This window comes from Albirhodobacter sp. R86504 (genome assembly GCF_042466415.1).
Lineage (GTDB): Bacteria > Pseudomonadota > Alphaproteobacteria > Rhodobacterales > Rhodobacteraceae > Albirhodobacter.
Window position 1 is genome coordinate 237,894 of the sequence record NZ_JAXHCH010000002.1, and the last position, 24,300, is coordinate 262,193.

Consider the following 24,300-nt stretch of genomic DNA (forward strand, 5'->3'; position numbering starts at 1 on the left):
GGAGACAACCGCATGGCCAGAAAACCCATGTAAAGGAAACTCGGACGCATGTGCGCTAAAACGACTATGGAAGAATTTGAAGCCCTTCTCGCAGAGAGCTTCGAGATCGATACCCCACAAGAGGGTTCGGTTGTTAAAGGTAAGGTTATCGCGATTGAAGCGGGCCAAGCCATCATCGACGTAGGCTACAAGATGGAAGGCCGCGTCGAACTTAAAGAATTCGCAAACCCGGGCGAAGCTCCTGAAATCGCTGTTGGCGATGAAGTAGAAGTGTATCTCGACCGCGTCGAAAACGCCCGTGGTGAAGCTGTTATTTCGCGCGAGAAAGCTCGCCGCGAAGAAGCATGGGATCGCCTTGAGCAAGCCTACGCAAAAGAAGAGCGCGTCGATGGCGCAATCTTCGGTCGCGTCAAAGGTGGCTTCACCGTCGATCTCGGCGGCGCAGTTGCGTTCCTTCCAGGCAGCCAAGTCGACGTCCGCCCAGTGCGCGACGCTGGCCCGCTCATGGGTCTCAAGCAGCCGTTCCAAATCCTCAAGATGGACCGTCGTCGTGGCAACATCGTTGTTTCGCGCCGTGCAATCCTTGAAGAATCGCGCGCCGAACAGCGTGCCGAAGTCATCGGCAACCTCACTGAAGGCCAAGTGGTCGACGGCGTTGTCAAGAACATCACCGAATACGGTGCGTTCGTTGACTTGGGCGGCGTAGACGGCCTGCTGCACGTGACCGACATGGCATGGCGCCGCGTCAACCACCCGTCCGAGATCCTGTCGATCGGCGAAACCGTTAAGGTTCAAGTCGTCAAGATCAACAAAGACACCCACCGTATCTCCTTGGGCATGAAGCAGCTCCAGAACGATCCGTGGGATTCGGTCGAGTTGAAGTTCCCGCTGGAGTTGATCCACAAGGGCCGCGTTACCAACATCACCGATTACGGCGCCTTCGTGGAGCTGGAAGCTGGTGTGGAAGGTCTCGTGCACGTTTCCGAGATGTCCTGGACCAAGAAGAACGTCCACCCGGGCAAAATCGTCTCCACGAGCCAAGAAGTCGACGTCATGGTTCTCGAGATCGATACCTCGAAGCGCCGCGTTTCGCTCGGCCTCAAGCAAACCATGCGTAACCCGTGGGAAGTCTTCGCAGAAGCGAACCCGGTCAACACGGTTATCGAAGGCGAAGTTAAGAACATCACCGAATTCGGTCTGTTCATCGGCCTCGACAACGACATCGACGGCATGGTTCACCTCTCCGATCTCTCGTGGGATCAGCGCGGCGAAGACGCCATCCAGAACTACCGCAAAGGCGACATGGTTAAGGCCGCTGTCACCGAAGTGGACGTTGAGAAAGAGCGTATCTCGCTCTCGATCAAAGGTCTCGACGCGGATACGTTCTCCGATGCAGTTGACGGCGTGAAGCGCGGTTCGGTGATCACGGTTGAAGTGACCGCGATCGAAGAAGGCGGCATTGAGTGCGACTACAACGGCATGAAGTCGTTCATCCGTCGTTCGGATCTGTCGCGTGACCGTGCTGACCAGCGCCCTGAGCGTTTCTCGGTTGGCGATAAGGTCGACGTTCGCGTCACCAACGTGGATTCGAAAACCCGCCGTCTCGGCGTGTCGATCAAAGCACGTGAAATCGCTGAAGAAAAAGAAGCCGTTGAGCAGTATGGCTCGTCGGATTCGGGCGCATCGCTGGGTGATATCCTCGGCGCCGCTCTCAAAGGCGACAACTAATCCCTACCGGATTTGAATTGGATCAGCCCCGTGCGAAAGCGCGGGGCTGATTTGTTTGCGAGAGGCATCTCCCGCGCAAAGAGGCGCAAATCACCGTCCGTCGCAGATGTGCGGCTGCCGCGCGCGTCACCTTTGCAAAAACGCCCCCCTTCCGACCTCGTGTTTTCCGAAAATAAGCGTGTTCTCCGGTATTTGATGTTTGTCAGATCGGATTATGTGCCTATATTCAACATATTGAGACCCGTCCGGTATGCCACACGGACTTTCAGGGGGGATGCAGATGATCCGATCAGAGTTGATTGTTAAGATTTCCGAAGAAAACCCGCACCTGTTTCAGCGGGATGTCGAGCGGATCGTGAACACGATTTTCGAAGAGATCGTCACCGCTATGGCGCGCGGCGATCGGGTAGAGCTGCGTGGCTTTGGCGCGTTCTCTGTCAAACAGCGCGACGCCCGTACCGGGCGCAATCCGCGCACTGGTAAATCCGTAGAAGTCGATGAGAAGCACGTGCCGTTCTTCAAGACCGGCAAGCTGCTACGCGATCGTCTGAACGGAGAAGAATGATGTTTCGCGCGCTGCGTCTCGTATTCCTCGCCGTCGTTGCGGCCACGTTAATTGGCCTTGCGCTGGCGAACCGCGATATTGTCACGCTGCGCGCATTGCCGCCCGAAGCGGGGGATTTCCTCGGCTTCACGTGGTCGATTGACGTGCCGCTGTTTGCTGTCGTGTTCGCAGGGATCTTGCTCGGTCTGCTCGTAGGCTTCGTCTGGGAATGGATGCGGGAATACAAGCTCCGCAAAACAGCCAGCACAGCCTCGCGGAAGGTCAATGATCTGGAACGCGAGCTTCGCCGCCTCAAAGCGAAATCCGAAGGCCCGAAGGATGATGTTCTCGCGCTGATGGACAATCGTTCCGTTTAAGATGGCGACACGTGTAAAAATCTGCGGGCTGCGCGATGCGGCCTCGGTCGGGGCCGCTGTTGATGCCGGTGCGCGGTATCTCGGGTTTGTTTTCTTTCCGAAATCTCCGCGCAATGTCACCATCGATGAGGCGCGCGATTTGGCCGTTGATGTTCCGATGGGCGTGGCCAAGGTGGCGCTTGTGGTGAACGCGAGCGATGCCGAGCTGACAGCGATTACGCAATCGGTCCCGCTCGACATGCTTCAGCTGCACGGGGCCGAGACGCCCGAGCGCGTGGCGGAAATCCGCGCGCGGTTCGGGCTTCCGGTGATGAAGGCGCTTGGCGTTGCCGACGCGGCGGATCTGGCGCGGGTTCCGGCCTATGAGGCCGTCGCTGACCAGCTTCTCCTCGATGCGAAAGCCCCCAAAGGCGCGGTCTTGCCGGGCGGTAACGGGTTAGCCTTCGATTGGCAGCTCGTGAAAGGCTATAGCTTCACCAAGCCTTGGATGCTGGCAGGCGGGTTGACCCCGGAAAATGTGGCGCAAGCCGTGCGCCTCACCGGGGCGTTGCAGGTCGATGTGTCCTCGGGCGTCGAAAGCAGCGCGGGCGTCAAGGACCATGATCTGATCCGCGCCTTCGTTCACGCCGCAGGGTAGGGGCGGCACGAACCGCAGTCTGCCGCCGTTCATGAACAGTCTTTTCGCATGACGCTCTTGCCTTGCCGCTCAGGCGCTTTACCCTCTCGCCCATTCGCGCTAATCGTGAGCGAACAGAGGAGAGCCCGATGCCTAATGATCTTCCCAACAGCTTTTTCAATGCGCCCGATGAACAGGGCCGTTTTGGCATTCACGGCGGGCGTTTCGTCTCCGAGACCCTGATGCCGCTCATTCTTGAACTCGAAGAACAATACGAGTTCGCGAAAACGGACGATACCTTCTGGGCGCAGATGGATGATCTGTGGAAGCATTACGTGGGCCGTCCGTCGCCGCTCTATTATGCGCCGCGGTTGACCGAACATTTGGGCGGGGCAAAAATTTACCTCAAGCGCGACGAGTTGAACCACACGGGCGCGCATAAGATCAATAACGTGTTGGGGCAGATTTTACTCGCGATGCGGATGGGGAAGACGCGGATCATCGCGGAGACGGGTGCAGGGCAACACGGTGTTGCGACGGCAACGGTGTGTGCGCGATTCGGCTTGAAATGCGTCGTTTATATGGGCGCCACAGATGTGGAACGCCAAGCGCCGAACGTGTTCCGTATGCGGCTTTTGGGCGCGGAAGTGGTGCCTGTCACATCGGGGCGCGGCACATTGAAAGACGCGATGAATGATGCGCTGCGCGATTGGGTGACCAATGTCCGCGACACATTCTATTGCATCGGCACGGTCGCGGGCCCCGCGCCCTATCCTGCGATGGTGCGGGATTTCCAGTCGATCATCGGCAAGGAAGTGCGCTGGCAGTTGGCCGAGCAAGAGGGCGAGGGGCGCTTGCCTGACACGCTGATTGCGGCGATTGGCGGCGGTTCCAATGCGATGGGCTTGTTCTATGAGTTCCTTGATGAGCCTTCGGTGAATATTATCGGCGTCGAGGCCGGTGGCAAAGGCGTCAATGACAAGATGGAGCATTGCGCCTCATTGACGGGTGGCCGTCCGGGCGTGCTGCACGGAAACCGGACCTATTTGTTGCAAGATGAAGATGGCCAGATCCTCGAAGGTCATTCGATCTCGGCCGGACTGGATTACCCCGGCATCGGGCCGGAGCATTCCTGGCTGCACGACTCGGGCCGCGCGACCTATGTCAACGCGACCGATACCGAGGCGCTGGAAGCGTTCCAGCTTTCGTGCCGCTTGGAGGGGATTATCCCCGCGCTGGAGCCGTCTCACGCGCTGGCGCATGTCATCAAGCTCGCGCCGACCTTGCCGAAGGACCATATCCTTGTGATGAATATGTGCGGGCGTGGCGATAAGGATATCTTCACCGTCGCCAAGCATCTCGGCTTCGATATGAAGGTGTGACGGCGGCGATTAGCGAATTTTCGACGGCGGCAGATCACTCTGTCGCCGTTTTGCTTTTGGCGGGCTGCCTAGGGCCTACCGCGCTTCGTTTTTCTTTTTCTTCTTTTTCTTGCGACCTGAGCCCCCTGAGGTGTCATCCGCATCCGCGAGATCGGCGCCCATGAGCGCCGAGAGGTCGGCGGCGTCTTGTCGGGCGAGGGCGGCTGTGAAGGCGTTCGCCGCCTCAAATACCGCTGTGAGGTCCGTCAGGCGCGTATCCTCCTGTTGCGCGCCAAGGTCTTGCAGGCGTTCAAAAACAGGGGCGAGATCGCGGCGCTGGCGCTCGGCGATGATCCTCCGCGCAACCTCCCACGGGTCGGCGGGCGCGACGAAGAAATCGCGGCGATTTCCGGGGCTGCGTGCGACGTCGACCAATCCCCATGCGCGCAATTCTTTGAGCGCGACGGATACGCCTGACCGCGAGAGGCCACAAATCTGGGTCAAATCATCTGCTGTCGGCGCCATCGCTGCCCGCCAGATCGCTGCGAAGCAAAAGCCTGCAGGGCGCGAGAGACCGAATTTCTGTGCAAGGTCCGCGAAAATTGCGGCGATGGCGCTATCTGTATCAGAGGTCATGACGGTTCCAGATATACTATTCTGCCTCCTCATAACACTGAAGGCGGCGGATGTCGCCTATCGCATCCGCCGCCTTCCCTATCTCTCGTCATGAAAAGCTTTACGCCGCTTTTTCATGCGGTTGCCGGATCAAGCGCCCTTCAGGCAGGCGGCGATTTTGCCGATGATATCGCGCATCAACGTCTCGTAGAGATCCCGCCCGCCGTCAAAGGCGTTGCCGGCAGGATCAATCGCCTCACCTACGCGCACGTCGCTGCCTTCGGCCAAGAGCATCGCGGGCTTCGCGTCTTGCTGCGTTTCGGGGAAGATGCAAACCGCGCCTTCCTCTTTCATCATTGCCAAAAGTTCGCGCGGATGCCCCGCGCCGCCCGAGGATGCATCGCCCATCAGGATCGAGCCGAGGATATTGAGCGAAAAACGGGCCTGCAAATAGCCATAGGCGTCATGGCCGGTGATGAAGGGTTGGTCCTGCACCGGCGCAATGGTTTCACGCAGTTCGGCGAGGAGCGCGGTAAGCTCGGCCTGTGCGGTTTGGGCATTCGCGCGGTAGGTTGCGGCATTCTCGGGGTCTTGTTCCGCGAGGCGCTGCGCGATCACGTCGACCCAAATGATTGCGTTTTCAGGATCGAGCCACGCATGGGGATCGGTGCCTTCATGCACGTGACCCTCGTGGTCGTCATGCGCCTCGTGATCGTCATGTCCCTCGTGGTCGTCATGCGCTGCGTGATCGTCATGTCCTTCGTGCTCGTCATGCGCGGCGTGATCGTCGTGTCCTTCGTGCTCGCCATGCGCGGCGTGGTCGTCATGATCTTCATGGTCGTGCGCGTCGTCATACGCCCGCAGGATCGTGCCTTCCGCCTGAAGGAGACCAAGAACGCTGGTTGACTCTTTACCCTCCGCGGCGGGAATGAGCCAAGGTGTCAACTCAGGCCCGATCCAGATCAACAGATCGGCCTCTTGCAGGGCGCGAGCCTGTGTCGGGCGTAGCTGGTAATGGTGCTCGTCGGAGCCGGGCTGCAAAAGCGCCTCAGGTGTGCCCAGATCGCCCATGACCTTCGCGGTCAAGGATGCAACGGCTGGGATATCAGTCAGCACCATCGGCACTTCCGCCAACGCGGCGCAGGGCGCGAGGGCAAGCGTGGACGTGAGGGCGAGAGGGTGAAAGTATTTGAGGCGCATCGGTCGGGCTCCGGTTGAACTGAATGGGGCGCTTGTCTATGTTATAGCATAACAAGTCAACCGCCGTGTTACAATATAACGTTTTGACTTGGCTTTCCGCGCCAAACGCTGTTGTTTGGGTGGACGCAGCAATGAGATCGGACCTTGAATCATGCCCAATACCAACCCCGCTTTTGAGGATCACGATCATAGCCATTGCGCGCGCGGCACGCTTGCGCGCGCGGAGGCCGTGGCGGAGGAGCGTGGCGCGCGTCTGACGCCTGTTCGCAAGCGCGCGCTTGAAATTCTTCTGGAAGCGCACCGCGCGATGGGCGCCTACGAGGTGTTGGAACGTCTCGCGGAGGACGGCTTTGGCAAGCAGCCGCCTGTTGCGTATCGGGCGTTGGAATTCTTGGTCGAGAACGGATTCGCGCACCGGATCCGCCGCCTGAATGCCTTTGCCGCGTGTATGCATCCGGGCGAGGCCCATGCGCCGGTCTTTTTGATTTGCGGGGTCTGTGACGGGGTGATGGAGGCGGCGGCGGAACCCGTTCGCGCGGCACTGGATATTGCTGCGGCGGCACATGGGTTCGTCATTGAGCGCGCAAATATCGAAGCGCTTGGCCAGTGCCCCGCTTGCGCCGAAACTGTCGACAACACCGAGATCCCCGCATGACTGCCCTCATCCAAACCCATGCGATTACGGTACGCCACGGCGGGCAGGCCGTGTTGCAAGCCGTTGATTTCCGGATCGAACGCGGCGAGATTGTCACCGTTGTCGGGCCGAACGGCTCGGGTAAGACATCTTTGGTCCGCGCACTAATTGGCCTGACGCCCCCCTCGGAGGGGAAGGTCGTGCAGGCTAAGGGCCTGACGATCGGCTATGTGCCGCAAAAGCTGCATATCGATGTGACGTTGCCGATGACTGTCCGGCGGTTTTTATCGCTGCCCAAGCGCACGAGCGATGCGGAGGCGACGGCGGCTTTGGTGCGTACAGGCGTCGGAGGGCTGGAACAGCGACAGATTGCGGGGCTTTCGGGCGGACAATTCCAGCGCGTCTTGTTGGCGCGCGCGTTGTTGACCAAACCCGATATTTTGATTCTGGACGAGCCGACGCAGGGTCTCGATCAACCCGGCGTGGCGGCGTTCTACCGATTGATCGAACAGGTGCGCTCCGAGACGGGTGTTGCGGTTTTAATGGTTAGCCATGATCTTCATGTCGTGATGTCCTCGTCGGACCGTGTGATTTGCCTCAATGGGCATGTGTGCTGCGAGGGCGCGCCATCGGTGGTGTCCGCGGCGCCGGAGTATCGGGCGCTCTTTGGCCTTGGGACAGGTGGCGCTTTGGCTCTGTATCAACACGTCCATGATCACGATCATGCCCATGATCATGCTCATGACGGCCATAGCCATGGCGACGCTGCATCACATACCCATAATGAGGGCGCCTGCGATCATGTTTGACGATTTTCTGACTCGTGCCGCGCTGGCCGGTTTTGGCCTGTCTTTGGCGACGGGGCCGCTGGGGTCCTTCGTGGTTTGGCGGCGCATGGCCTATTTTGGCGACGCAACGGCCCATGCGGCGGTTTTGGGCGTGGCGCTTTCCTTTGCGGTGGGCGCGCCGGTGTATCTGGGCATTTTGATTGTCGCGCTGGCGATGGCCGTGACGGTCGCACAGCTCTCTGGGCGGGGGCAGGGCAGCGATACTGTCTTGGGGGTGCTTGCCCATTCCGCTTTGGCGTTCGGCTTGGTGGCAGCGTCTTTGTTAGGGTCAATGCGGATCAATCTGGAGGCATGGCTGTTTGGGGATATCTTGTTTGTCACGCGCGGCGATTTGGCGGCGGTTTGGGGCGGGGCGCTGATCGTTCTCGCCTTGCTGGTGTCGCGGTGGAACGCGCTTCTAACGGCGACGCTGAACGAGGAGCTTGCACGGTCGGCGGGGATATCGCCCGCGCGCGAACGCCTTGCGCTGACGCTTGCGCTTGCGATGACGGTGGCTGTGTCGATCAAGATCGTGGGCGCACTTTTAATCGCGGCCCTGCTGATCATTCCGGCGGCAAGTGCGCGGCGGTTCGCGCGCACGCCCGAAGCGATGGCGGTGATTGCGACCTGCGCAAGCTTGGCGGCGGTGGCGTTGGGCCTGTTTGCGTCGGTGAGCTTTGATACGCCTGCGGGGCCGTCGATCGTCGCCGCGGCAGCGGTTCTTTTTGCGGCCGCGTTAATCGTCCGCCCAAGGCTCGGGTAGGGGCGCAGGGTAGGCAAACGGGGGGCAAGCCGCCCCCCCCGTTCCGGATTTACCGCCCGACGCTGGTGTAGGCCTCAAAGCCGGCACGTTTTGCATCTTTGGCGTTATAGATGTTGCGAAGATCTGCCATCTTTGGCGTGGCCATCTTTTTCGCGAGCTTTTTGAGATCAAGCGCGCGGAACTCGTTCCACTCCGTCAAGATCACCACGCAATCCGCATTTTGCGCCGCCTTATAGGCGTCCTCGACCCAATTCACGCCCGGTAGAAGATGCTCGCCTTCGCGGCGGCCTTGCGGGTCCACCACGCGGATTTTAGCGCCCGCGCCGACCAAAGCGGGAACGATGGTCAGCGACGGCGCATCGCGCATATCGTCCGTATTTGGTTTGAAGGTGACGCCGAGAATTGTGATGGTTTTCCCATTCACCGATCCGTCGCATAGATCCACGATCTTATCCGTCATCCGACGTTTGACCTCGTCATTGACCTTAATGACCGCCTCGGTGATTTGCATCGGGCAGGCGTGATCCTGCCCCATCCGCGCGAGGGCTTGTGTATCTTTGGGGAAGCACGATCCGCCGTAGCCCGGGCCGGCATGCAAGAATTTGTTGCCGATGCGGCCATCAAGACCCATGCCACGCGCAACCTCCTTCACATCCGCGCCGACTTTCTCGGAAAGACGCGCGATTTCGTTGATGAAGGTGATCTTCGTCGCAAGGAAGGCGTTGGCCGCGTATTTGATCATCTCGGCTGTTTCGAGATCTGTGTAGAGCACGGGGAATTCGCGCAGGAACAAAGGCCGGTAGACTTCGCCCATAACCTCTTGCGCACGCTCGGACGTGACGCCAACCACCACACGGTCAGGCCGCATGAAATCATCGATGGCGGCCCCCTCGCGCAAGAACTCGGGGTTGGAGGCCACGTCATACTCGGCATCCGGCCGTGCTTTGCGGATCACCTGTTTGACTTGACGGTTGGTGCCGACGGGCACGGTCGATTTCGTAACCACGACCGTGTAACCGGTAATCGCCTGTGCGATTTCTTCAGCCGCGGCCATAACATAGGTAAGATCCGCATGACCATCGCCGCGCCGTGTGGGCGTGCCAACCGCGATGAACACCGCATCGGCGCCATCGACGGCGGATTTCAAATCGCCGGTGAAGGTCAGGCGGCCAGCTGCAACGTTTTTCGCCATGAGCGTATCTAGCCCCGGTTCGAAAATCGGAACCTCGCCAGCTTCAAGCATCGCGATTTTGCGCGGGTCTTTATCAACACATACAACGTCATGCCCGAAATCCGAGAAGCATACCCCCGACACGAGGCCAACGTAGCCGGTGCCGATCATCGCGATTTTCATAAAATGATCCCTATTTCAAACTCACTGCGGACCTCTGGCGCGCAGAGAGCCCATGTTACCCCTTAAAGGGCCATAGTCGCCGTGTCAGGTCAATCTCCCCCTCAGGCGGTGCTACGGCTTTCGCCGTCAAACGTGTCGCGGCGGCATCGGTGTGTCCATACCTCGACTTTACGGTCGAAAACCACGAGAAATTCCAGTGTGGAAACGGCGGAGTTCCGCTTGAGTTCCACGCGAGTAGCACAATTTTTGACGTGCTCACGGCCTCAGGACGCAATAATCAAAGAAATAAGGGTGAATTGCGTCAACACCTTGGCAAAGCTGCAACAGTTTTGGCGTGGAAGAAGGGTTAAATCCCGAATCCCCCTTTGCAAGAAACAGTCAGTGTGCAAATGTCACCGAGATGCTGTCAGAGGTGACGGCTTTCTTTCGTAGAGACGGAGCAATATCATGAAAAAAATCGCAACTATCGCACTCGCACTCGGCCTCACCGCTGGTACCGCATTCGCTGGCGGCTACTCGGCTCCGGTCGTTGAAACCGCACCAGTCGCAGTTGAAGCAGGTTCGTCGTCGAACGCTGCTCTCATCGTGCCGGCACTCCTGCTGATCGGCGTGATCGCAGCAGCTTCGTCGGACAGCTAATTTTAGCTGATCCTTCGGATCTCTTAGGCCGGAAAGGGGTTTCCTTTTCCGGCCTTTTTCTATGGCCGATGATGAGGCGGCACCTACCTCGCATGCGCCGTTGAAGCCTATCTTCCCCAATGAAAAAGGGCCGCCTCAGCAGCCCTTCTAATCCTATCTGATGGGGCAGCGCCGCGCCTTATGGCCGCAAGGTTTGCAGCGTCACATAGCCCAGTGTCGGCGCAATCCATTGCCGCGACAGAACCACCTGACGATCCGCAGTCACCAGATAGCTATTGGTGATCGAGAGGTTCGGCGCGGTGCAGGTCTCGGCGACTTGCATGGCGGTATAGGGCGTATCCCCGATCGCGAAGCTTTGTTCCGCGCCAAGACTCACCGTGCAATCAAAGGGCAGGGGGCGCTCGATGCCTTCACCGTCCAGATAGTAAGGCGTGCGCACCGCCGTGCCCGCTTGACGGCCCAGAATGAGGGCGGAGATCTCGTCAATCCGCGCCGACATGACGTCATTTCCAAAGCCACGCGTGCCCGCGAGCAGGCCGTTGCGCAGGACCAAGCTTTGCTTGGCGGGCGTATTATAAGTGCGCATCGATCCGTTTTCACCGACCATCGCAGCGGCAGTGTTGGTGTTGGTCGCCTCCAAAGAGACAAGCATCACCGGACCCGCGTTCAGCTCTAACGCCGAACGCGCAATCGCGGCCTGTTGCGCGGCCTGATCGATTGGCGTCGCCTCGGCATCGTCTTTGCCAAAGCTCGGCAGCAGGCTGACCAGTCCGCTGATCGTGGTGCGCGCGATCCCGACGTTTTCAGTTTTCGCAGCATCATTCCCGCATCCGGCCAAGGCCAGCGCGATACCGAGGGTCACCCCCGTCGTCAGGTTTTTCATCGCCAGAATCTCCCCCAGCGATCGTAGAGATCCCCGACTTGTGCCCCGCGGACAGTTTCGTAGAGGCGACCGTCGAGCTCAAGCCGTGCGCCACCATCGCGGGTCAGCGGGCGGATCACGGTTTTTACGGTGTTGACCGACGGCTTGCCGGTCGTCCAAGCGACAGGAATCGTCACGCGGATCCCTTTGTCGAATGCCCCCTCCCCGAATTCCTCGGCGGAGAGGTCGGTTTTGGTGACAAAGGCGCCAACTTTCCAACCATTCTGGAATTCGCGGTCCACGGCGATCGTCGCGCCAATGTCTTCCGCGAGGTAGCGGCCCACATCAACCTGACCGGTGAAGCCCAATCCGACGTCATAATAGGCCGAGGCATGACCCGTCACGGTTTCGTAATCGCGGAACGAGAAGTGCTGGTCGAAGTCGCGTTGCTGAACCGCAGCGAGCTCAAACCCGAGCGCGAGGCGCGAGTCGACAGGCTTCCAAAGCACTTCGCCCGCAATCCCGCCGTACATGCGCTCCAACAGACCGGCTTGAACATGGGTGTAAATATTTTCCGACGGATGCGCATACCAATCGCCCGTCAAACGCTGGATCGCGAGATCGCCGTGCTTTTGATATTCAACCAGATCGGACCGGACGTGGTAGATTTCCGAATCTGAGACGCGTTCGCTTTCATCGAGGTTGCCCGCGATTTTCTGGCGGATCGTGCCCGAAAGCGACCAGCCCGGTGCGATTTCATACGATCCATGCAGGGCGATGCCGGTGTCGATACGGAACGGATCATCCGGATCGAACAAAGAGGCCTCCGCATAAGGCGTCGCGGCCCATTTGAAGCGTGGGAAAATGCCCTGCGTCGGCGTCAGCGGTTCTTGCGGCTCTTGCGGGGTGCCTGCGATCTGGACGCGGTTCAGGATCTCGACCGAATTGCGGTTTTCGAGTTCTTCAATATCCGACCGTTGGATCGTAACGGAAGAGGCCGGAACACCGCGCGGCGTCATCGTGATGACGAATGTCTCCACCGAGGACGGCATCGCACGGGTCAAAATCCGCGCGATATGGCCGATGGCCTGTGGTTGTGCGCCGTATGTCTCGTTGCGCACCCGCACTTCGACGCGGTCCTTCGTAAGGGCCATCAATTCCAGAATTTGGCCATCCTTGGCCATGGATTGTGCGACGACATCCTGAATGACAGGGCGCGCCGTCGGATCGGCCGTCCACGCGCCGGACCAGCCATCAGGATCAGCGGATGGGCTCGGGCGAGGGCGCACCGGCAGCGGCGCCGTCTCGATTCCGGAAGGGAAGGGCGGTTTGCGCGGGTCGACGTTGAAGGTGAACTGCAGACCCACCTGCGAGCCGTGCACGATATAGCCGGCGAGATGCGTGTTGCTGCCCAAACGGTAATCGACACCGAAGTTGAACGGAATTTTATTGTCGAACTCGCCCGCTTCGACCTCTTTCGTATAGGCGTCAGAGCTATATTCTGCCTTCAACGTGAGGCGCTCGTTATAGTCATAGCTGACGCCAGCGAAGGGGGCGATATCGCCTTTAAACCATTGCGAGGCGTTAAACTCGCCACCTGTCGAGCTATAGTCATAACTTGGGCGGTCGCCGTATCCGCTAAATCCGCCCTCGGAAGCCAGACGCCCCCAACCAAGCCCTGCGGTTACGCGCAGGTCGGGTGACAATGATTTGCTCGCCACAAGATATTCCGACGAATACACGCCAGTGCCGATGAAGTCGCGCATCCCGACCGCGACGGAGGGGCGCCATCCGGCCTCATCGAGGAACTGGTAGTGGATATCGAAGGACCTGTCGTAGAGCGCTTCGTAATCGCCCGGGCTATCCTCGATCGGCATCAAGCCCGGAACGCGGGAATAGCGGAATGCGGCGGACAGGCGCGGCACGATTTGGAAGGTGAACGTCGTGCGCAGAGTGCCGTTCATCCGGTAAATGGTCGCACCGATTTCGCCGTCAGGGCGGCTTTCTGCCGTCGGCATGTCGATCAGACCAGGGGTGCCATATGTGCCACGGGTTTTGCCGATCATCGGATCACCCAGTGCCGCCGGCGCCATCAAAAGCACCGAAATGCTCGCCGCGCCAAACACCAGTTTGGACTGCATGAAGGCTGATACCGTCGATTTTAATGTTGCTTGCGCCATATATCTGCTGCGTTTTCGCAGCCCCCTGCCCGTCATTTCTGTCGTTATACCTCAAAACGATCGAAGTGCGAGTGTTTCGGCAAGAAGGATGGGCGAAAATACGCTGTTTCTGGCGTGGTCACCGTAATTTGTGTGGTCGGGACCTCTCCCTTCCCCGCCGCGGATGCGGTGACGGGGAAGGGGGGGCGCTCGGTAAGGTCGCGCGCCTGTGCCTTACAGACAGGCTTGGAAAAGCGCGCGCGTGTTTTCGCGTGTCATCTCAACAGGGTTTCCGCCGCAGGATGGATCCTCGAGCGCCATATCCGTCAGCATATCGAGATCCTCCGCTTTCACGCCCATCGCGGAGAGCGTTTCAGGAATTTTCAGCTCGGATCGCAGGGCCATCACCGCCGCCTTGAACCCGTCAAACCCGCCCGCGATGCCAAGATATGCGGCGGCTTTCTCGATCCGTGCCTCGATGAGCGCGCGATTGAAATCGAGAACCATCGGCATGACGCAAGCGTTTGTCGTGCCGTGATGCGTGCCATAAACGGCCCCCACCGGATGCGACAAGGAATGGATCGCGCCCAGACCTTTTTGGAACGCGACCGCCCCCATGGCCGCCGCCGCCATCATCTGCGCACGGGCCTCGAGATCGGTCGGGGTCGCATAAGCCTTGGGCAGGTTCTCGAACACCAGCCGCATTCCCTCCAACGCAATACCTTGCGACATCGGGTGGAAGAAGGGCGAGCAATAGGCCTCAAGGCAATGTGCCAGCGCATCCATTCCGGTGCCCGCCGTGATAAACGCAGGCATCCCGACGGTCAGCTCGGGGTCACAGATCGTCACCGTCGGCAAAAGCTTGGGATGGAAGATGATCTTTTTCTTATGGGTCACCGAGTTGGTCAAAACGCCCGCGCGCCCGACCTCCGATCCGGTGCCTGCCGTCGTGGGGACGGCGATGATCGGGGCTATTTTGTCGGCATCGGCGCGGGTGTACCAATCCCCGATATCCTCAAGATCCCAGATGCTGACCGTTTGATGGCACATCAGGGCCACCAGCTTGCCCAGATCGAGCGCAGAGCCCCCTCCGAAACACACCACCCCGTCATGCCCGCCCGCAAGATAGGCGGCGATACCAGCCTCGAGGTTGATTTCATTGGGGTTAGGATCGACCTCGGAGAAGACGGCCCGCCCCAAACCAGCGGCGTCCAACGCATCCAAGGCCGCCTTGGTGATCGGCAAGGTCGCAAGCGCCTTATCCGTGACCAAAAGCGGGCGGCTTATCCCCGTGGACTTACAATGTTCGGCCAGTTCCGAAATCCGGCCCGCGCCAAATTTCACAGCCGTCGGATAGGACCAATTGGCAGTTAGCGAAGTCATTTCGTCACCTTTTTCAGATGGTAGGATTTGGGGCGGGTCACGGCGTAATATCCCAAGGCGGAGAGCGATCCGCCACGGCCCGTATCTTTGCAGCCTGTCCAGCACAGTGCGGGGTCAAGATAATCGCAGCGGTTCATGAAAACGGTGCCGGTCTCGATCTGCGCGCCGATCGCTTCTGCGGCCTCGGGGTCGTTTGTCCAGATTGAGCACGTCAGCCCGTAGGGGCTATCGTTCATCGCGGCCACGGCCTCCGCATCGGACGAGACCTTCATGATGCCCACGACAGGTCCGAAGCTTTCCTCGCGCATGACGCGCATTTCGTGGTGGACATTGATCAAGATCTGCGGGGCGAGATAGGCGCCGCCGTCATCCGCAGGGAACAAGGCGGGGTCAATCAATGCCGTCGCGCCATCGGTGATGGCTTCGGCAATTTGCTCGCGCACGGTCGCCGCAAAGCGCTTGTTGGCCATCGGGCCGATGGTCGTCGCGGCATCAAACGGGTTGCCAAGCGTGAGGGCCTTGACCCAAGCAACAGCCTTCTCAACGAAGGCGTCGTAGAGGCTCTCGTGCACATAGATCCGCTCGATCCCGCAGCAGCACTGACCGGCATTGAACATCGCGCCATCCATGAGCCCGTCCACCGCCGCATCGAGATCGGCATCGGCCATCACATAGGCAGGATCTTTGCCGCCAAGCTCTAGCCCGAGGCCGGTGAATGTTCCCGCCGCGGCGCGCTCCATCGCGGCGCCGCCGCCGACCGATCCAGTGAAATTGACGAAGTTGAACGCGCGTGACTGAATCAACTCCTCCGTGCCCTCGTGGCTTAACACCACGTTTTGGAACACGTCTTGCGGGATGCCCGCGGCGTGGAAGGCCTCTGCCAGTCGTTCGCCCACAAGCATCGTTTGCGTCGCATGTTTAAGCACGACCGTGTTGCCCGCAATCAGGGCCGGCGCAAGCGTGTTGATCGTTGTCAGATAGGGATAATTCCAAGGCGCGACGATGAACACCACGCCGACCGGCTCGCGCGCGATTTGGCGTTTGAACCCTGCGCTATCCTCGACGATCTGCGGCGCGAGGGTCTGGGCGGCGATATCGGACATATAATTTGTGCGATCATGAACGCCGCCAAATTCACCGCCGTAGCGGGTCGGGCGGCCCATTTGCCAGGCCAGTTCTTCGACGAGCTGATCTTTTTTCGCGTCAAGTTGGGCCACACCTGCTCTGACAAGGGCGATCCGCTCGCTCAGCGGGCGCGCAGCCCAGGCCGGTTGCGCGGCGCGCGCGCGGGCTGCGCAGGCCAACGCCTCGGCGGGCTCGAGGGTTTTGCGTTCGGCGAAGACGCTGCCGTCTACGGGCGAAATGCATTGAAGTGTCTTTGTCATCAAATCCATCCTTGCGCCGGTTCAGCGCGGTTTTCGAAGGACGCGCCCCTTTTTCATCGGAGCGCGGTAGGCAGGTGTTAGGCGCGTTCAAAGCCTCGCTGGCGTTCCCAATCGGTTACGACAGCTCGGCTTTGTTCGATTTCGTGGCGCGCGGCGCGGTAGTAATGCTCGATCACCTCAGCGCCGAAGGCAGCGTTCAGCATCTCGCTATCTTTCATCGCCTCGGCCGCCTCCTCCAATGTGGGTGGCACGCTGGCCGCCTCGGTTTGTGCGTAGAGATCGCCGCTGAATTCGGCGCCCGCATCGGACATCTGTTCAATCCCCTCGAGCCCCGCCGCAAGCAAGGCCGCGCAGGCGAGATAGGGGTTCAGATCCGCGCCGCCAATCCGGCATTCAACGCGCACCGCTTGCGTGCCCTCTGCGCAAATCCGGAAACCGGCGGTGCGGTTGTCGCGCGACCAGACTGCTTTGGTGGGCGCAAACATCCCGACACAAAACCGTTTGTAACTGTTGATATTGGGCGCAAGGAAGGCGGTGATCTCGCGTGCAAACGCGAGTTGCCCCCCGAGGAAGTGCCGCATCACGCCCGACATACCATGAGGGGCGGAAGGGTCGTAGAATGCGTTTTTTCCGTCGGACCAAAGCGATTGATGAATGTGCGACGACGATCCCGCGCGGCGGTGATCGTATTTCGCCATGAACGTCGCGGAGGCCCCGTGCGCTTGGGCGATTTCCTTGGTGCCATGTTTTATGATGCAATGCATATCGGCGGTGTCCATCGCATCGGAATATTTCGCATTCACTTCCTGCTGGCCCGCGTCTGCCTCGCCCTTCGAGCATTCGATCGGGATGCCGGAGGCGTAAAGGTCGTTGCGAATGGCCCGCAATATCGGCTCGTCGCGCGCGGTGCCAAAGAGGCCGTAATCGACATTGTAGCGCGCAATCGGTGTCGGGTCGGGGTAGCCTGCATCAAACAGCTCGGGGAAACTTTCCTCAAAGAGATAGAATTCCAACTCGGTGGCCATCATCGGCTCGAAGCCCATCGCGCGCGCGCGCTCGATCTGCGCTTTGAGGATCGAACGTGGCGCATGGGGGATCGGCTGGTGGGTGTGGTGATCGAGCACATCGCACATCACCATCGCCGTGCCCTCCAGCCACGCGAGCCGCCGCAGCGTCGTCATGTCCGGCCGCATCACATAGTCGCCGTAGCCCTGTTCCCATGAGGTCGCCTTGTAGCCCTGTACGGTCGCCATCTCCATATCAGTGGCGAGCAGGTAGTTGCAGCAATGCGTCTCATCCGCGTTTTCAATGAAATGCGCGGCGTGGAACCGCTTGCCTTGCATCCTGCCTTGCATATCGACGAGGCAAACGATGACAGTATCGATATCGCCGGAGGCGACCTCCGCTTTAAGCGCGTCGAACGTCAGATTGGCAGGCATAGTCTCTCTCTCCCGATAGCAGATGGTGGTGTGATGCGCTGCGGGAGTCCTCTCCTCCCTCCCGCAGCGCGCTTGCACGGATGCAATGGCTTAGCTGTAGCGGTAGGGTCTCCCTGCTTTGGTCATCGTATCGTTGTAAGTCTTAATGATATTGACAACTTTTGCCTTGGTTTCGCTCTCGGATGCGATTTCGTCCCAGAATTTTTGCGCTTCCGCCTCGACGGTGGCCCATTCCGCATCCGGAATTGTCGTCAGCGTCGTATCGGCGCCCTCAACCCGCAGCTTGGCCTCGCCCGACCAATACCAATGCTGGCGGTAGAGGTGCGAGCTGTCGAAGCACATTTGCATCAGGCTACGCATGGTTTCAGGCACCTCGTTCCAACGTTCCATATTGGCGAAGAAATGGCCGATCCACGCGCCGGAGATATTGTTCGTCAGGAAATAGGGGGCCGATTTCTGCCAGCCCGCGGTATACACCTCCGTGATGCCAGACCATGCGACGCCGTCCAGCTCGCCAGTTTGCAGCGCGACCTCGACATCCTCCCAAGGCACGGTGACCGGCACGACGCCGAAGCGGGCAAGGAAACGGCCCGCGGTGGGGAAGGTAAAGACGCGCTTACCTTGCAGATCCGCGAGCGAATTGATCGGATCTTTCATCGAGAAGTGGCACGGATCCCAAGAGCCTGCCGAGATATGTTTGATGCCGACCTTGGTATATTCCTCGTCCCAGATCTCTTTCAGGCCGTAGGAGTTAAACAGCGCGGGGACGTCCAGCGAGTAGCGCAGAGCCATCGGGAAATAGCCGCCAAAGACCGTGACTTCTGTGGGCGAGGCCATCGAGTCGTCATCGGATTGCACCGCATCAATCGTGCCCTTTTGCATCGCGCGGAACAGCTCGGCCGTGGGCACAAGCTGATCGGCGTAAAAGAGCTCGATCTCCATCTGACCGTCGGCGATCGTGTTGAACGCATCAATCGCGGGCTTCACAACCTCCGCGCCGAGCGCCGAGCCGGCATAGGTCTGCATCCGCCATTTGATCGGGGAGGATTGCGCAATCGTTGGCGCGGCGAGGGTTGCGGCACCGGCGGCGAGAGCGCCGGATGTGAGAAACTTACGTCTGGTCGTCATTTGTTTTCTCCTTGTTGGGGGGACGGGCCTTTGGCCTCTGGTTTTATTGGTGTGTCTCCTCGCCTTTCATCGGCCATAAACTGTCTCAGGCAGCCAAAGCGCGATCTGTGGGAAGATCATCACGGTGATCAGTGTTCCCAGCATGACAAGCACGAAAGGCAGCACGGAGCGGTAGATCACGGGCAAGGTGAATTCCGCAGGCGCCATCGCCTTCATCAAGAACAGGTTGTACCCGAAGGGGGGCGTGAGATAGGCGATCTGGCAGGTGATCGTGTAGAGGATGCCGTACCAGATCAGGTCGAAATCCAACTCTTTGGCCAGCAAAACATACACTGGCGCGACGATGACGAGCATGGCCGTATCATCCAAAAACATCCCCATCACGATGAAGCTGAGCTGCATCAAGATCAGCACCTGCCAAGGCCCGAGGCCGAGATCCTCAAGGAAGAAATCCTTGATTGCATTGCTTGCGCCCAAACCGTCAAACACCGCGCCAAACGACAACGCCGCCGTGATGATCAGCATGAACATCACCGTGATCGCGAGGGTCGATCGGGTCGCGATCTCGAAGACATCGCGCGTGAACCGGCCTTTGATGACGGCGGCAACAACAGCCGACAGCGCCCCAACGACCGAGGCTTCCGTCAGTGATGTCCAACCGTTCACGAACGGGATCATCATAGCGGCAAAGATGAACAGCGGTAAAAGTCCCGCCCGCAGGAGCTTGAGTTTTTCCTGACGCGGAATCGCTGCGACTTCCTCGCGCGACATCGCAGGAGCCAAGGCGGGGTTCATTTTGCACCGGATCACGATGTAGAGAATGAAGAACGCCGCCATCAACAAGCCCGGTAGCAACCCCGCAAGCCAAAGATGCGACACCGGCTGGCGCGCGATCAGCGCGTAGAGCACCAAAACCACCGAAGGGGGAATGAGAATGCCAAGGCTCGATCCGGCCTGAATGACCCCCGAAATCATCAGCTTGTCGTAGTTGCGCTTCACCAACTCGGGCAGGGCAATCGTCGCCCCAATCGCCATCCCCGCCACCGATAGGCCGTTCATCGCGGAGATCATCACCATCAACAGGATCGTGCCGATCGCAAGCCCCCCCGGCAACGGTCCGAACCAGACGTGGAACATCTTGTAGAGGTCTTCCGCCAATCGGCTTTCGGACATCACATAGCCCATGAAGACGAACATCGGCAGAGTGAGAAGGGGCGTCCATTTCATCAACTTCATCACCGCCGAGAAGCCCATATCCGACCCGCCAGTGCCCCAAAGCGAGATCGCCGCGACCACCGCCACAAAACCGATCGCGCCGAACACGCGTTGGCCCGTGATCATCATCAAAAGCATCGTTGAGAACATCAAAATGGCGATTGTTTCATATTCCATTCAGATCTCCTCCCCGCGCAGCACCGCGATATCGCGGATCAAATGCACGGTGGCTTGCAACAGCATCAGCAGGAAGCTGAACGAAATGATAAGCTTGATGGGCCAAAGATACGGCCGCCATGCGGAGGGGTTGCGCTCGCCGTATTCAAAGGAATAGGCCGTGCTTTCGACCGCGCCATAGAGCATCACGCCGAGATAAAAGATCAGGCAGAAAATGGTCACCACATCCCACATCGCCTGACTGCGCGGCGAAAACCGGGCGTAGAGCAAATCCATCCGCACATTCGTACCAAGCTGGAACGTATAGGGGGCGCCAAGCAGGTAATACGCCACGAGCGTGAATTGTGCCATCTCTAGCGTCCAAAGCGCAGGAAGATGGACAATTTTTGTGAAGGATGAGTACAGCAAAATCGCCATGATGACGAATAGCAAATACATCGCAAACCGCCCGACGCGATAATTGAACGCCTCAACGCGCCGAACATAGCTTACGGTCCAAGGGGGCATCAGGTCTCCAATCGCGCAAGCGCAGCGCGCAACACCGGCGCGAGCGTCTGCGCCATCGCCGCTTGGGTTTCAGATGTTGCGATCAGATCGTTGCGGATCTCCAGCATCGCATTGGGAATGCGCATCGCTGTCGCATGCAGGGCGAGTGTGTGTGTCACCTCGTCGGCTGCGCTATAGGGTTGATTCAATTCTGTTTTCAGCGAAGTCGTTGTCTGCGCAATCTCGATAATCGCGTGGGCAAGGTCGGTGTCGAGATCGTGGATCACACCAAATTCGGTCTCGCGCTGGGCGCCGAAATAGACGGGGGTGAAGGAATGCACCGTCACGATCTGTGTCACGCGCCGCGCGGCCAAGCGCTCGGCGATGTGGGCCCGCACGGCATTGTGGAAGGGCACATAGATCGCAGTCGTCCGCGCAATGCGCGCCGCGTCCGGCAGGGCGCGGTTGCCTGCGATGGCGTGCCTCTCGGAGGTCTCAGGCATCGCGCCGGACGAGTGTGGCGGGCGATTGAGATCGTAGATCAGGCGCGACACTTTTGCCGAAATCAACGTCGCATCGAGCAAGATCGCGAGGTGTTCTGCCAAGGCCAAAGCGCCCGGATCATACGCGATATGCGCAGATCTTTCCGCCTCCGTTAGCCCAAAATCGCCCCAGTCGGGCGGGAAGGCGTTGGAGGCATGCTCGCAGATCAACACGAGCGATCCGTCACGCGGCGTTATCTCAATCATGTCATCCGAAGTCGGCATCGGCTCTCCCTGACGCGCGCCAACATGCGGCCCGCAGCGATTCTGATCTGACCGCTTTGTGTCAGGCTGGTCTGTGTGAGGGCGTTCTGTCAAGAATATTTCAGTTGCGTGAAAACTGTTACAATCTATTCTTGCGGGATGGACGAAGGAGTGCCCGTTTTGATGGCAAGGCGCAAAACCATTGAAGATCAGATCCGCGCCAGCTTTGACGCGATGACAAAGACGGAGCGGCAGGTGGCGAGCCATTTGATGCGCAATTACCCCGTCGCGGCACTTGGATCGGTGACGCAATTGGCAAAAGCGGCGGAGGTTTCCTCACCCACGGTCATCCGACTGGTGCAGAAGATGGGGTTTAAAGGCTATCCCGATTTTCAAACCGCGGTGCGCGCAGAGGTCGAGGAACGCCTGATCTCGCCGCTTGCAAAGCATGATCGTTGGGCGGGCGGGGTGCCTGAAACGCATATTCTGAACAGTTTTGCGGATGCGGTTTTGGGCAATCTGCAAGCGACGCTGAACCAGATTGATCACGCGGATTTCGACGCGGTCGCCGCGCTGATGGCCGATCCTGACCGTCATATTTTCGCGACAGGGGGGCGCATTACCGTCGCGATGGCGGATTATTTTGTGACGCATATGAAAGTGATCCGGCCCAATGTGTCCCTTATGTCGGCGGTGTCGAACGCTTGGCCCCCGCGGATGCTTGATTTGAAGAAGGGCGATGTTCTGCTGGCCTTCGATATCCGCCGGTATGAGAATAATGTCCTGCAGCTTGTTGAAATGGCGGCGGAGCAGGGGGCAGAGGTGGTGGTTATCACCGATCCGTGGGTGTCTCCCGCCGCGAACCATGCGCGTTACCGGTTTTCGGCGCAGGTTGAGGTGCCCTCTGCATGGGATAGCACGGTCGCCTTGCAGGTTCTGGTCGAAACCCTGATGGCGTCCGTGCAGCGTTTGACTTGGGATGAAACCTCCACGCGGATGGAGAAGCTGGAGGCGCTTTACGCGCGCTCCAAATTTTTCCGCAAACGCTGAGCTTCGAGCTGCGCCTCTTTTTGTAAGGTTTTAACCTCGGACCGGCGCAGCCGCTCAAGTACGTCCGCCTCACTTTCACCGCGTGACCGGCCATCGATCCATATCTTGCGACACGATCGCGCCGACCACGGCCGCGCCGCTTGCGTCAGCCAATGGCGCAAGGATGCGGGCAGGGCGTCGAAGTCCTGCATCGGGTCGCCGGCACGGCTGCGGCGTGGCAAGGGCGTCGCGCCGGCATTCTGGTTGCGCCGCATCGCCGCGCGCGGAGCGGGACTGGTCCCCTTCATGCGCGTCACGCCGCGCCATGGCGCCAAAGCGGGAAGGGGTCGGCCAGCCCTGCCACCTCGGGCGCGCTCAGATCGGCGATGTCTGCCGGACCGTTCAGAAGCGCTTGATCGAGGCGGTTGTGAAGATCGGGCCAGTCAATCCCCGCCCCGATGAAGACGATTTCTTGCCGGCGATCCCCCCACGGCTCTTGCCAATGCGCGTCGAGATAGCTGCGCGCCTGTTCGGCGTCCGGCCATTTGTCACGCGGCACACTCGCCCACCATGTCCCCAAGGGCGAGACAGAGGAAAGCGCGCCCGCCAGCGAAAATTCCGCCACCCAGTCCGGACGTGTAGCAATCCAAAAGTGACCTTTTGCGCGGATGACGCCGTCTAGCGGCCCGTTCAGGACATCGTGAATTCTGGACGGGTCAAATGGCGCGCGGGCGCGGTAAACATAAGAGGAAACACCATATTCCTCGGTTTCCGGCGTATGATCTGCAAAGCCGTAGAGTTCTTTCGCCCACATCGGATGCTGATGCGCCTTGTCGAAATCGAACAATTTGGTGTTCAGCACCTTCGAGAGCGGTACTTCCGAACGATCGGTTTCAATGATCTGCGCATCAGCATTCAGGGCACGCAAAATCGCGCGCGCCGCTGCGAGATCTTGCGGCGCGGCATCCGAAACTTTGTTCAGGATCAGCACATCAGCAAATTCAATTTGCTCGACCAGCAGGGTGACGAGGCTGCGATCGCCCGCCTCTTCATCCGCTTGCCCGCGATCACTCAGAAAATCGTGGCTTGAATAGTTACGCAGCAGGTTAGCCGCATCGACCACCGTCACCATCGTATCGAGCCGCACAATATCAGCCAGAGATTGCCCGTCTTCATCCCGAAACTCGAAGGTCGTGGCGACGGGGAGAGGTTCCGAGATGCCCGTGCTCTCGATCAACAGGTAATCAAACCGCCCCGTCTCCGCCAACCGCCTGACTTCTAACAACAGATCTTCCCGCAACGTGCAGCAAATGCACCCGTTTGACATCTCGACCAATGTTTCTTCGGTGTGGTTCAAATTGCCCTGCGCGCGCACGAGATCGGCGTCGATGTTCACCTCGGACATATCATTGACGATGACAGCGACATTGAGCCCTTCGCGGTTGTTGAGCACTCTGTTGAGCAATGTGGTTTTGCCAGCCCCCAAAAAGCCGGAGAGGACGGTGACGGGCAGTTTCGGGTGAGTGGTGTCGAGCATGTCGGCCTCAATTTGCGTTATAATATCACTATTGTTATATTATAACTATTGTAGAGTTCAACCTGCCAAATGACACCTCAGCACCGCATAAAAAAA

Annotated in this window: 24 protein-coding genes; 10 read left to right on the plus strand and 14 right to left on the minus strand. The window is 59.3% G+C overall.

Features of this window, described 5'->3' with window-relative positions:
* The first annotated feature begins 48 nt into the window (after positions 1-48).
* The 5 genes from rpsA (at position 49) to trpB (ending at position 4,647) form a co-directional block, all read left to right on the plus strand.
* Entirely contained in the window at positions 49-1,728 is a 1,680-nt protein-coding gene (rpsA, locus tag SJY32_RS03210) for a 30S ribosomal protein S1 (protein WP_376871513.1), read from the plus strand.
* 280 nt (positions 1,729-2,008) lie between these two features.
* Entirely contained in the window at positions 2,009-2,293 is a 285-nt protein-coding gene (ihfB, locus tag SJY32_RS03215; protein ID WP_376871515.1) for an integration host factor subunit beta, read from the plus strand.
* Positions 2,293-2,649, plus strand: a complete 357-nt coding sequence (locus SJY32_RS03220) for a lipopolysaccharide assembly protein LapA domain-containing protein (RefSeq protein WP_376871518.1) — start codon at positions 2,293-2,295, stop codon at positions 2,647-2,649. The genes ihfB and SJY32_RS03220 overlap by 1 nt, the downstream gene beginning before the upstream one ends.
* Position 2,650: 1 nt before the next feature.
* Complete coding sequence (locus SJY32_RS03225; protein WP_376871520.1) at positions 2,651-3,286, plus strand: phosphoribosylanthranilate isomerase; 636 nt, start codon at positions 2,651-2,653, stop codon at positions 3,284-3,286.
* 128 nt (positions 3,287-3,414) lie between these two features.
* Positions 3,415-4,647, plus strand: a complete 1,233-nt coding sequence (gene trpB / locus SJY32_RS03230) for a tryptophan synthase subunit beta (protein ID WP_376871523.1) — start codon at positions 3,415-3,417, stop codon at positions 4,645-4,647.
* A 75-nt stretch (positions 4,648-4,722) separates the two neighbouring features.
* On the opposite strand, the gene SJY32_RS03235 is transcribed toward trpB, so the two are convergent.
* Positions 4,723-5,262 (minus strand): GbsR/MarR family transcriptional regulator, encoded by a 540-nt coding sequence (locus SJY32_RS03235; RefSeq protein WP_376871525.1) that lies wholly within the window; start codon positions 5,260-5,262, stop codon positions 4,723-4,725.
* Positions 5,263-5,391: 129 nt separating this feature from the next.
* Positions 5,392-6,441 (minus strand): zinc ABC transporter substrate-binding protein, encoded by a 1,050-nt coding sequence (locus SJY32_RS03240; RefSeq protein ID WP_376871527.1) that lies wholly within the window; start codon positions 6,439-6,441, stop codon positions 5,392-5,394.
* A gap of 151 nt (positions 6,442-6,592) precedes the next feature.
* On the opposite strand from SJY32_RS03240, the gene SJY32_RS03245 reads away from it, so the two are divergent.
* From SJY32_RS03245 to SJY32_RS03255, 3 genes are read left to right on the plus strand one after another with little or no spacing between them, the layout of a single operon-like run.
* Entirely contained in the window at positions 6,593-7,096 is a 504-nt protein-coding gene (locus tag SJY32_RS03245) for a Fur family transcriptional regulator (protein WP_376871530.1), read from the plus strand.
* Positions 7,093-7,884, plus strand: a complete 792-nt coding sequence (locus SJY32_RS03250) for a metal ABC transporter ATP-binding protein (RefSeq protein ID WP_376871533.1) — start codon at positions 7,093-7,095, stop codon at positions 7,882-7,884. Before SJY32_RS03245 ends, SJY32_RS03250 begins: the two co-directional genes overlap by 4 nt.
* Positions 7,877-8,665, plus strand: a complete 789-nt coding sequence (locus SJY32_RS03255) for a metal ABC transporter permease (RefSeq protein WP_376871535.1) — start codon at positions 7,877-7,879, stop codon at positions 8,663-8,665. Before SJY32_RS03250 ends, SJY32_RS03255 begins: the two co-directional genes overlap by 8 nt.
* 49 nt (positions 8,666-8,714) lie before the next feature.
* On the opposite strand, the gene SJY32_RS03260 is transcribed toward SJY32_RS03255, so the two are convergent.
* Positions 8,715-10,019 carry a UDP-glucose dehydrogenase family protein gene (locus SJY32_RS03260; RefSeq protein WP_376871537.1) on the minus strand — a complete coding sequence of 435 codons (1,305 nt, stop codon included), beginning with the start codon at positions 10,017-10,019 and terminating at the stop codon, positions 8,715-8,717.
* A 447-nt stretch (positions 10,020-10,466) separates the two neighbouring features.
* On the opposite strand from SJY32_RS03260, the gene SJY32_RS03265 reads away from it, so the two are divergent.
* A complete protein-coding gene (locus SJY32_RS03265; protein WP_376871539.1) occupies positions 10,467-10,658 on the plus strand; it encodes a hypothetical protein in 192 nt (63 codons plus the stop codon).
* A 178-nt stretch (positions 10,659-10,836) separates the two neighbouring features.
* On the opposite strand, the gene SJY32_RS03270 is transcribed toward SJY32_RS03265, so the two are convergent.
* The 9 genes from SJY32_RS03270 to SJY32_RS03310 all read right to left on the minus strand — a co-directional run bounded on the left by SJY32_RS03270 (position 10,837) and on the right by SJY32_RS03310 (position 21,659).
* Complete coding sequence (locus tag SJY32_RS03270; protein ID WP_376871541.1) at positions 10,837-11,541, minus strand: YjbF family lipoprotein; 705 nt, start codon at positions 11,539-11,541, stop codon at positions 10,837-10,839.
* The gene (locus SJY32_RS03275; protein ID WP_376871543.1) at positions 11,538-13,661 is read right to left on the minus strand and encodes a YjbH domain-containing protein; all 2,124 of its coding nucleotides are present in this window, start codon (positions 13,659-13,661) and stop codon (positions 11,538-11,540) included. The genes SJY32_RS03270 and SJY32_RS03275 overlap by 4 nt, the downstream gene beginning before the upstream one ends.
* Before the next feature lie 252 nt (positions 13,662-13,913).
* Positions 13,914-15,062 (minus strand): iron-containing alcohol dehydrogenase, encoded by a 1,149-nt coding sequence (locus SJY32_RS03280; protein ID WP_376871545.1) that lies wholly within the window; start codon positions 15,060-15,062, stop codon positions 13,914-13,916.
* The gene (locus SJY32_RS03285) at positions 15,059-16,447 is read right to left on the minus strand and encodes an aldehyde dehydrogenase family protein (protein ID WP_376871548.1); all 1,389 of its coding nucleotides are present in this window, start codon (positions 16,445-16,447) and stop codon (positions 15,059-15,061) included. The genes SJY32_RS03280 and SJY32_RS03285 overlap by 4 nt, the downstream gene beginning before the upstream one ends.
* Positions 16,448-16,524: 77 nt before the next feature.
* On the minus strand, positions 16,525-17,886 hold the full coding sequence (locus SJY32_RS03290) for a glutamine synthetase family protein (RefSeq protein WP_376871550.1): 1,362 nt from the start codon (positions 17,884-17,886) through the stop codon (positions 16,525-16,527).
* Positions 17,887-17,976: 90 nt separating this feature from the next.
* Positions 17,977-19,014, minus strand: coding sequence for a TRAP transporter substrate-binding protein (locus SJY32_RS03295; protein ID WP_376871553.1), 1,038 nt, complete (start codon positions 19,012-19,014; stop codon positions 17,977-17,979).
* 66 nt (positions 19,015-19,080) lie between these two features.
* Positions 19,081-20,406 carry a TRAP transporter large permease subunit gene (locus SJY32_RS03300; RefSeq protein WP_376871555.1) on the minus strand — a complete coding sequence of 442 codons (1,326 nt, stop codon included), beginning with the start codon at positions 20,404-20,406 and terminating at the stop codon, positions 19,081-19,083.
* The gene (locus tag SJY32_RS03305) at positions 20,407-20,913 is read right to left on the minus strand and encodes a TRAP transporter small permease subunit (protein ID WP_376871558.1); all 507 of its coding nucleotides are present in this window, start codon (positions 20,911-20,913) and stop codon (positions 20,407-20,409) included.
* Positions 20,913-21,659, minus strand: coding sequence for an N-formylglutamate amidohydrolase (locus SJY32_RS03310; protein WP_376871560.1), 747 nt, complete (start codon positions 21,657-21,659; stop codon positions 20,913-20,915). Before SJY32_RS03310 ends, SJY32_RS03305 begins: the two co-directional genes overlap by 1 nt.
* 162 nt (positions 21,660-21,821) lie before the next feature.
* Here SJY32_RS03310 and SJY32_RS03315 point away from each other — a divergent pair, with 162 nt between their 5' ends.
* Complete coding sequence (locus SJY32_RS03315; RefSeq protein ID WP_376871562.1) at positions 21,822-22,688, plus strand: MurR/RpiR family transcriptional regulator; 867 nt, start codon at positions 21,822-21,824, stop codon at positions 22,686-22,688.
* On the opposite strand, the gene SJY32_RS03320 is transcribed toward SJY32_RS03315, so the two are convergent.
* Together SJY32_RS03320 and SJY32_RS03325 are read right to left on the minus strand one after the other, a co-directional pair.
* The gene (locus tag SJY32_RS03320; protein WP_376871564.1) at positions 22,655-22,975 is read right to left on the minus strand and encodes a DUF6525 family protein; all 321 of its coding nucleotides are present in this window, start codon (positions 22,973-22,975) and stop codon (positions 22,655-22,657) included. The genes SJY32_RS03315 and SJY32_RS03320 overlap by 34 nt on opposite strands.
* Before the next feature lie 5 nt (positions 22,976-22,980).
* Positions 22,981-24,204, minus strand: a complete 1,224-nt coding sequence (locus SJY32_RS03325; RefSeq protein WP_376871566.1) for a GTP-binding protein — start codon at positions 24,202-24,204, stop codon at positions 22,981-22,983.
* Positions 24,205-24,300 lie beyond the last annotated feature (96 nt).

Excerpts from the sequence above, each read along its gene's own strand:
- rpsA (WP_376871513.1), top strand. The coding sequence starts at position 49 with ATGTGCGCTAAAACGACTATGGAAGAATTTGAAGCCCTTCTCGCAGAG.
- ihfB (WP_376871515.1), top strand. The coding sequence starts at position 2,009 with ATGATCCGATCAGAGTTGATTGTTAAGATTTCCGAAGAAAACCCGCAC.
- SJY32_RS03220 (WP_376871518.1), top strand. The coding sequence starts at position 2,293 with ATGTTTCGCGCGCTGCGTCTCGTATTCCTCGCCGTCGTTGCGGCCACG.
- SJY32_RS03225 (WP_376871520.1), top strand. The coding sequence starts at position 2,651 with ATGGCGACACGTGTAAAAATCTGCGGGCTGCGCGATGCGGCCTCGGTC.
- trpB (WP_376871523.1), top strand. The coding sequence starts at position 3,415 with ATGCCTAATGATCTTCCCAACAGCTTTTTCAATGCGCCCGATGAACAG.
- SJY32_RS03235 (WP_376871525.1), bottom strand. The coding sequence starts at position 5,262 with ATGACCTCTGATACAGATAGCGCCATCGCCGCAATTTTCGCGGACCTT.
- SJY32_RS03240 (WP_376871527.1), bottom strand. The coding sequence starts at position 6,441 with ATGCGCCTCAAATACTTTCACCCTCTCGCCCTCACGTCCACGCTTGCC.
- SJY32_RS03245 (WP_376871530.1), top strand. The coding sequence starts at position 6,593 with ATGCCCAATACCAACCCCGCTTTTGAGGATCACGATCATAGCCATTGC.
- SJY32_RS03250 (WP_376871533.1), top strand. The coding sequence starts at position 7,093 with ATGACTGCCCTCATCCAAACCCATGCGATTACGGTACGCCACGGCGGG.
- SJY32_RS03255 (WP_376871535.1), top strand. The coding sequence starts at position 7,877 with ATGTTTGACGATTTTCTGACTCGTGCCGCGCTGGCCGGTTTTGGCCTG.
- SJY32_RS03260 (WP_376871537.1), bottom strand. The coding sequence starts at position 10,019 with ATGAAAATCGCGATGATCGGCACCGGCTACGTTGGCCTCGTGTCGGGG.
- SJY32_RS03265 (WP_376871539.1), top strand. The coding sequence starts at position 10,467 with ATGAAAAAAATCGCAACTATCGCACTCGCACTCGGCCTCACCGCTGGT.
- SJY32_RS03270 (WP_376871541.1), bottom strand. The coding sequence starts at position 11,541 with ATGAAAAACCTGACGACGGGGGTGACCCTCGGTATCGCGCTGGCCTTG.
- SJY32_RS03275 (WP_376871543.1), bottom strand. The coding sequence starts at position 13,661 with ATGCAGTCCAAACTGGTGTTTGGCGCGGCGAGCATTTCGGTGCTTTTG.
- SJY32_RS03280 (WP_376871545.1), bottom strand. The coding sequence starts at position 15,062 with ATGACTTCGCTAACTGCCAATTGGTCCTATCCGACGGCTGTGAAATTT.
- SJY32_RS03285 (WP_376871548.1), bottom strand. The coding sequence starts at position 16,447 with ATGACAAAGACACTTCAATGCATTTCGCCCGTAGACGGCAGCGTCTTC.
- SJY32_RS03290 (WP_376871550.1), bottom strand. The coding sequence starts at position 17,886 with ATGCCTGCCAATCTGACGTTCGACGCGCTTAAAGCGGAGGTCGCCTCC.
- SJY32_RS03295 (WP_376871553.1), bottom strand. The coding sequence starts at position 19,014 with ATGACGACCAGACGTAAGTTTCTCACATCCGGCGCTCTCGCCGCCGGT.
- SJY32_RS03300 (WP_376871555.1), bottom strand. The coding sequence starts at position 20,406 with ATGGAATATGAAACAATCGCCATTTTGATGTTCTCAACGATGCTTTTG.
- SJY32_RS03305 (WP_376871558.1), bottom strand. The coding sequence starts at position 20,913 with ATGCCCCCTTGGACCGTAAGCTATGTTCGGCGCGTTGAGGCGTTCAAT.
- SJY32_RS03310 (WP_376871560.1), bottom strand. The coding sequence starts at position 21,659 with ATGCCGACTTCGGATGACATGATTGAGATAACGCCGCGTGACGGATCG.
- SJY32_RS03315 (WP_376871562.1), top strand. The coding sequence starts at position 21,822 with ATGGCAAGGCGCAAAACCATTGAAGATCAGATCCGCGCCAGCTTTGAC.
- SJY32_RS03320 (WP_376871564.1), bottom strand. The coding sequence starts at position 22,975 with ATGAAGGGGACCAGTCCCGCTCCGCGCGCGGCGATGCGGCGCAACCAG.
- SJY32_RS03325 (WP_376871566.1), bottom strand. The coding sequence starts at position 24,204 with ATGCTCGACACCACTCACCCGAAACTGCCCGTCACCGTCCTCTCCGGC.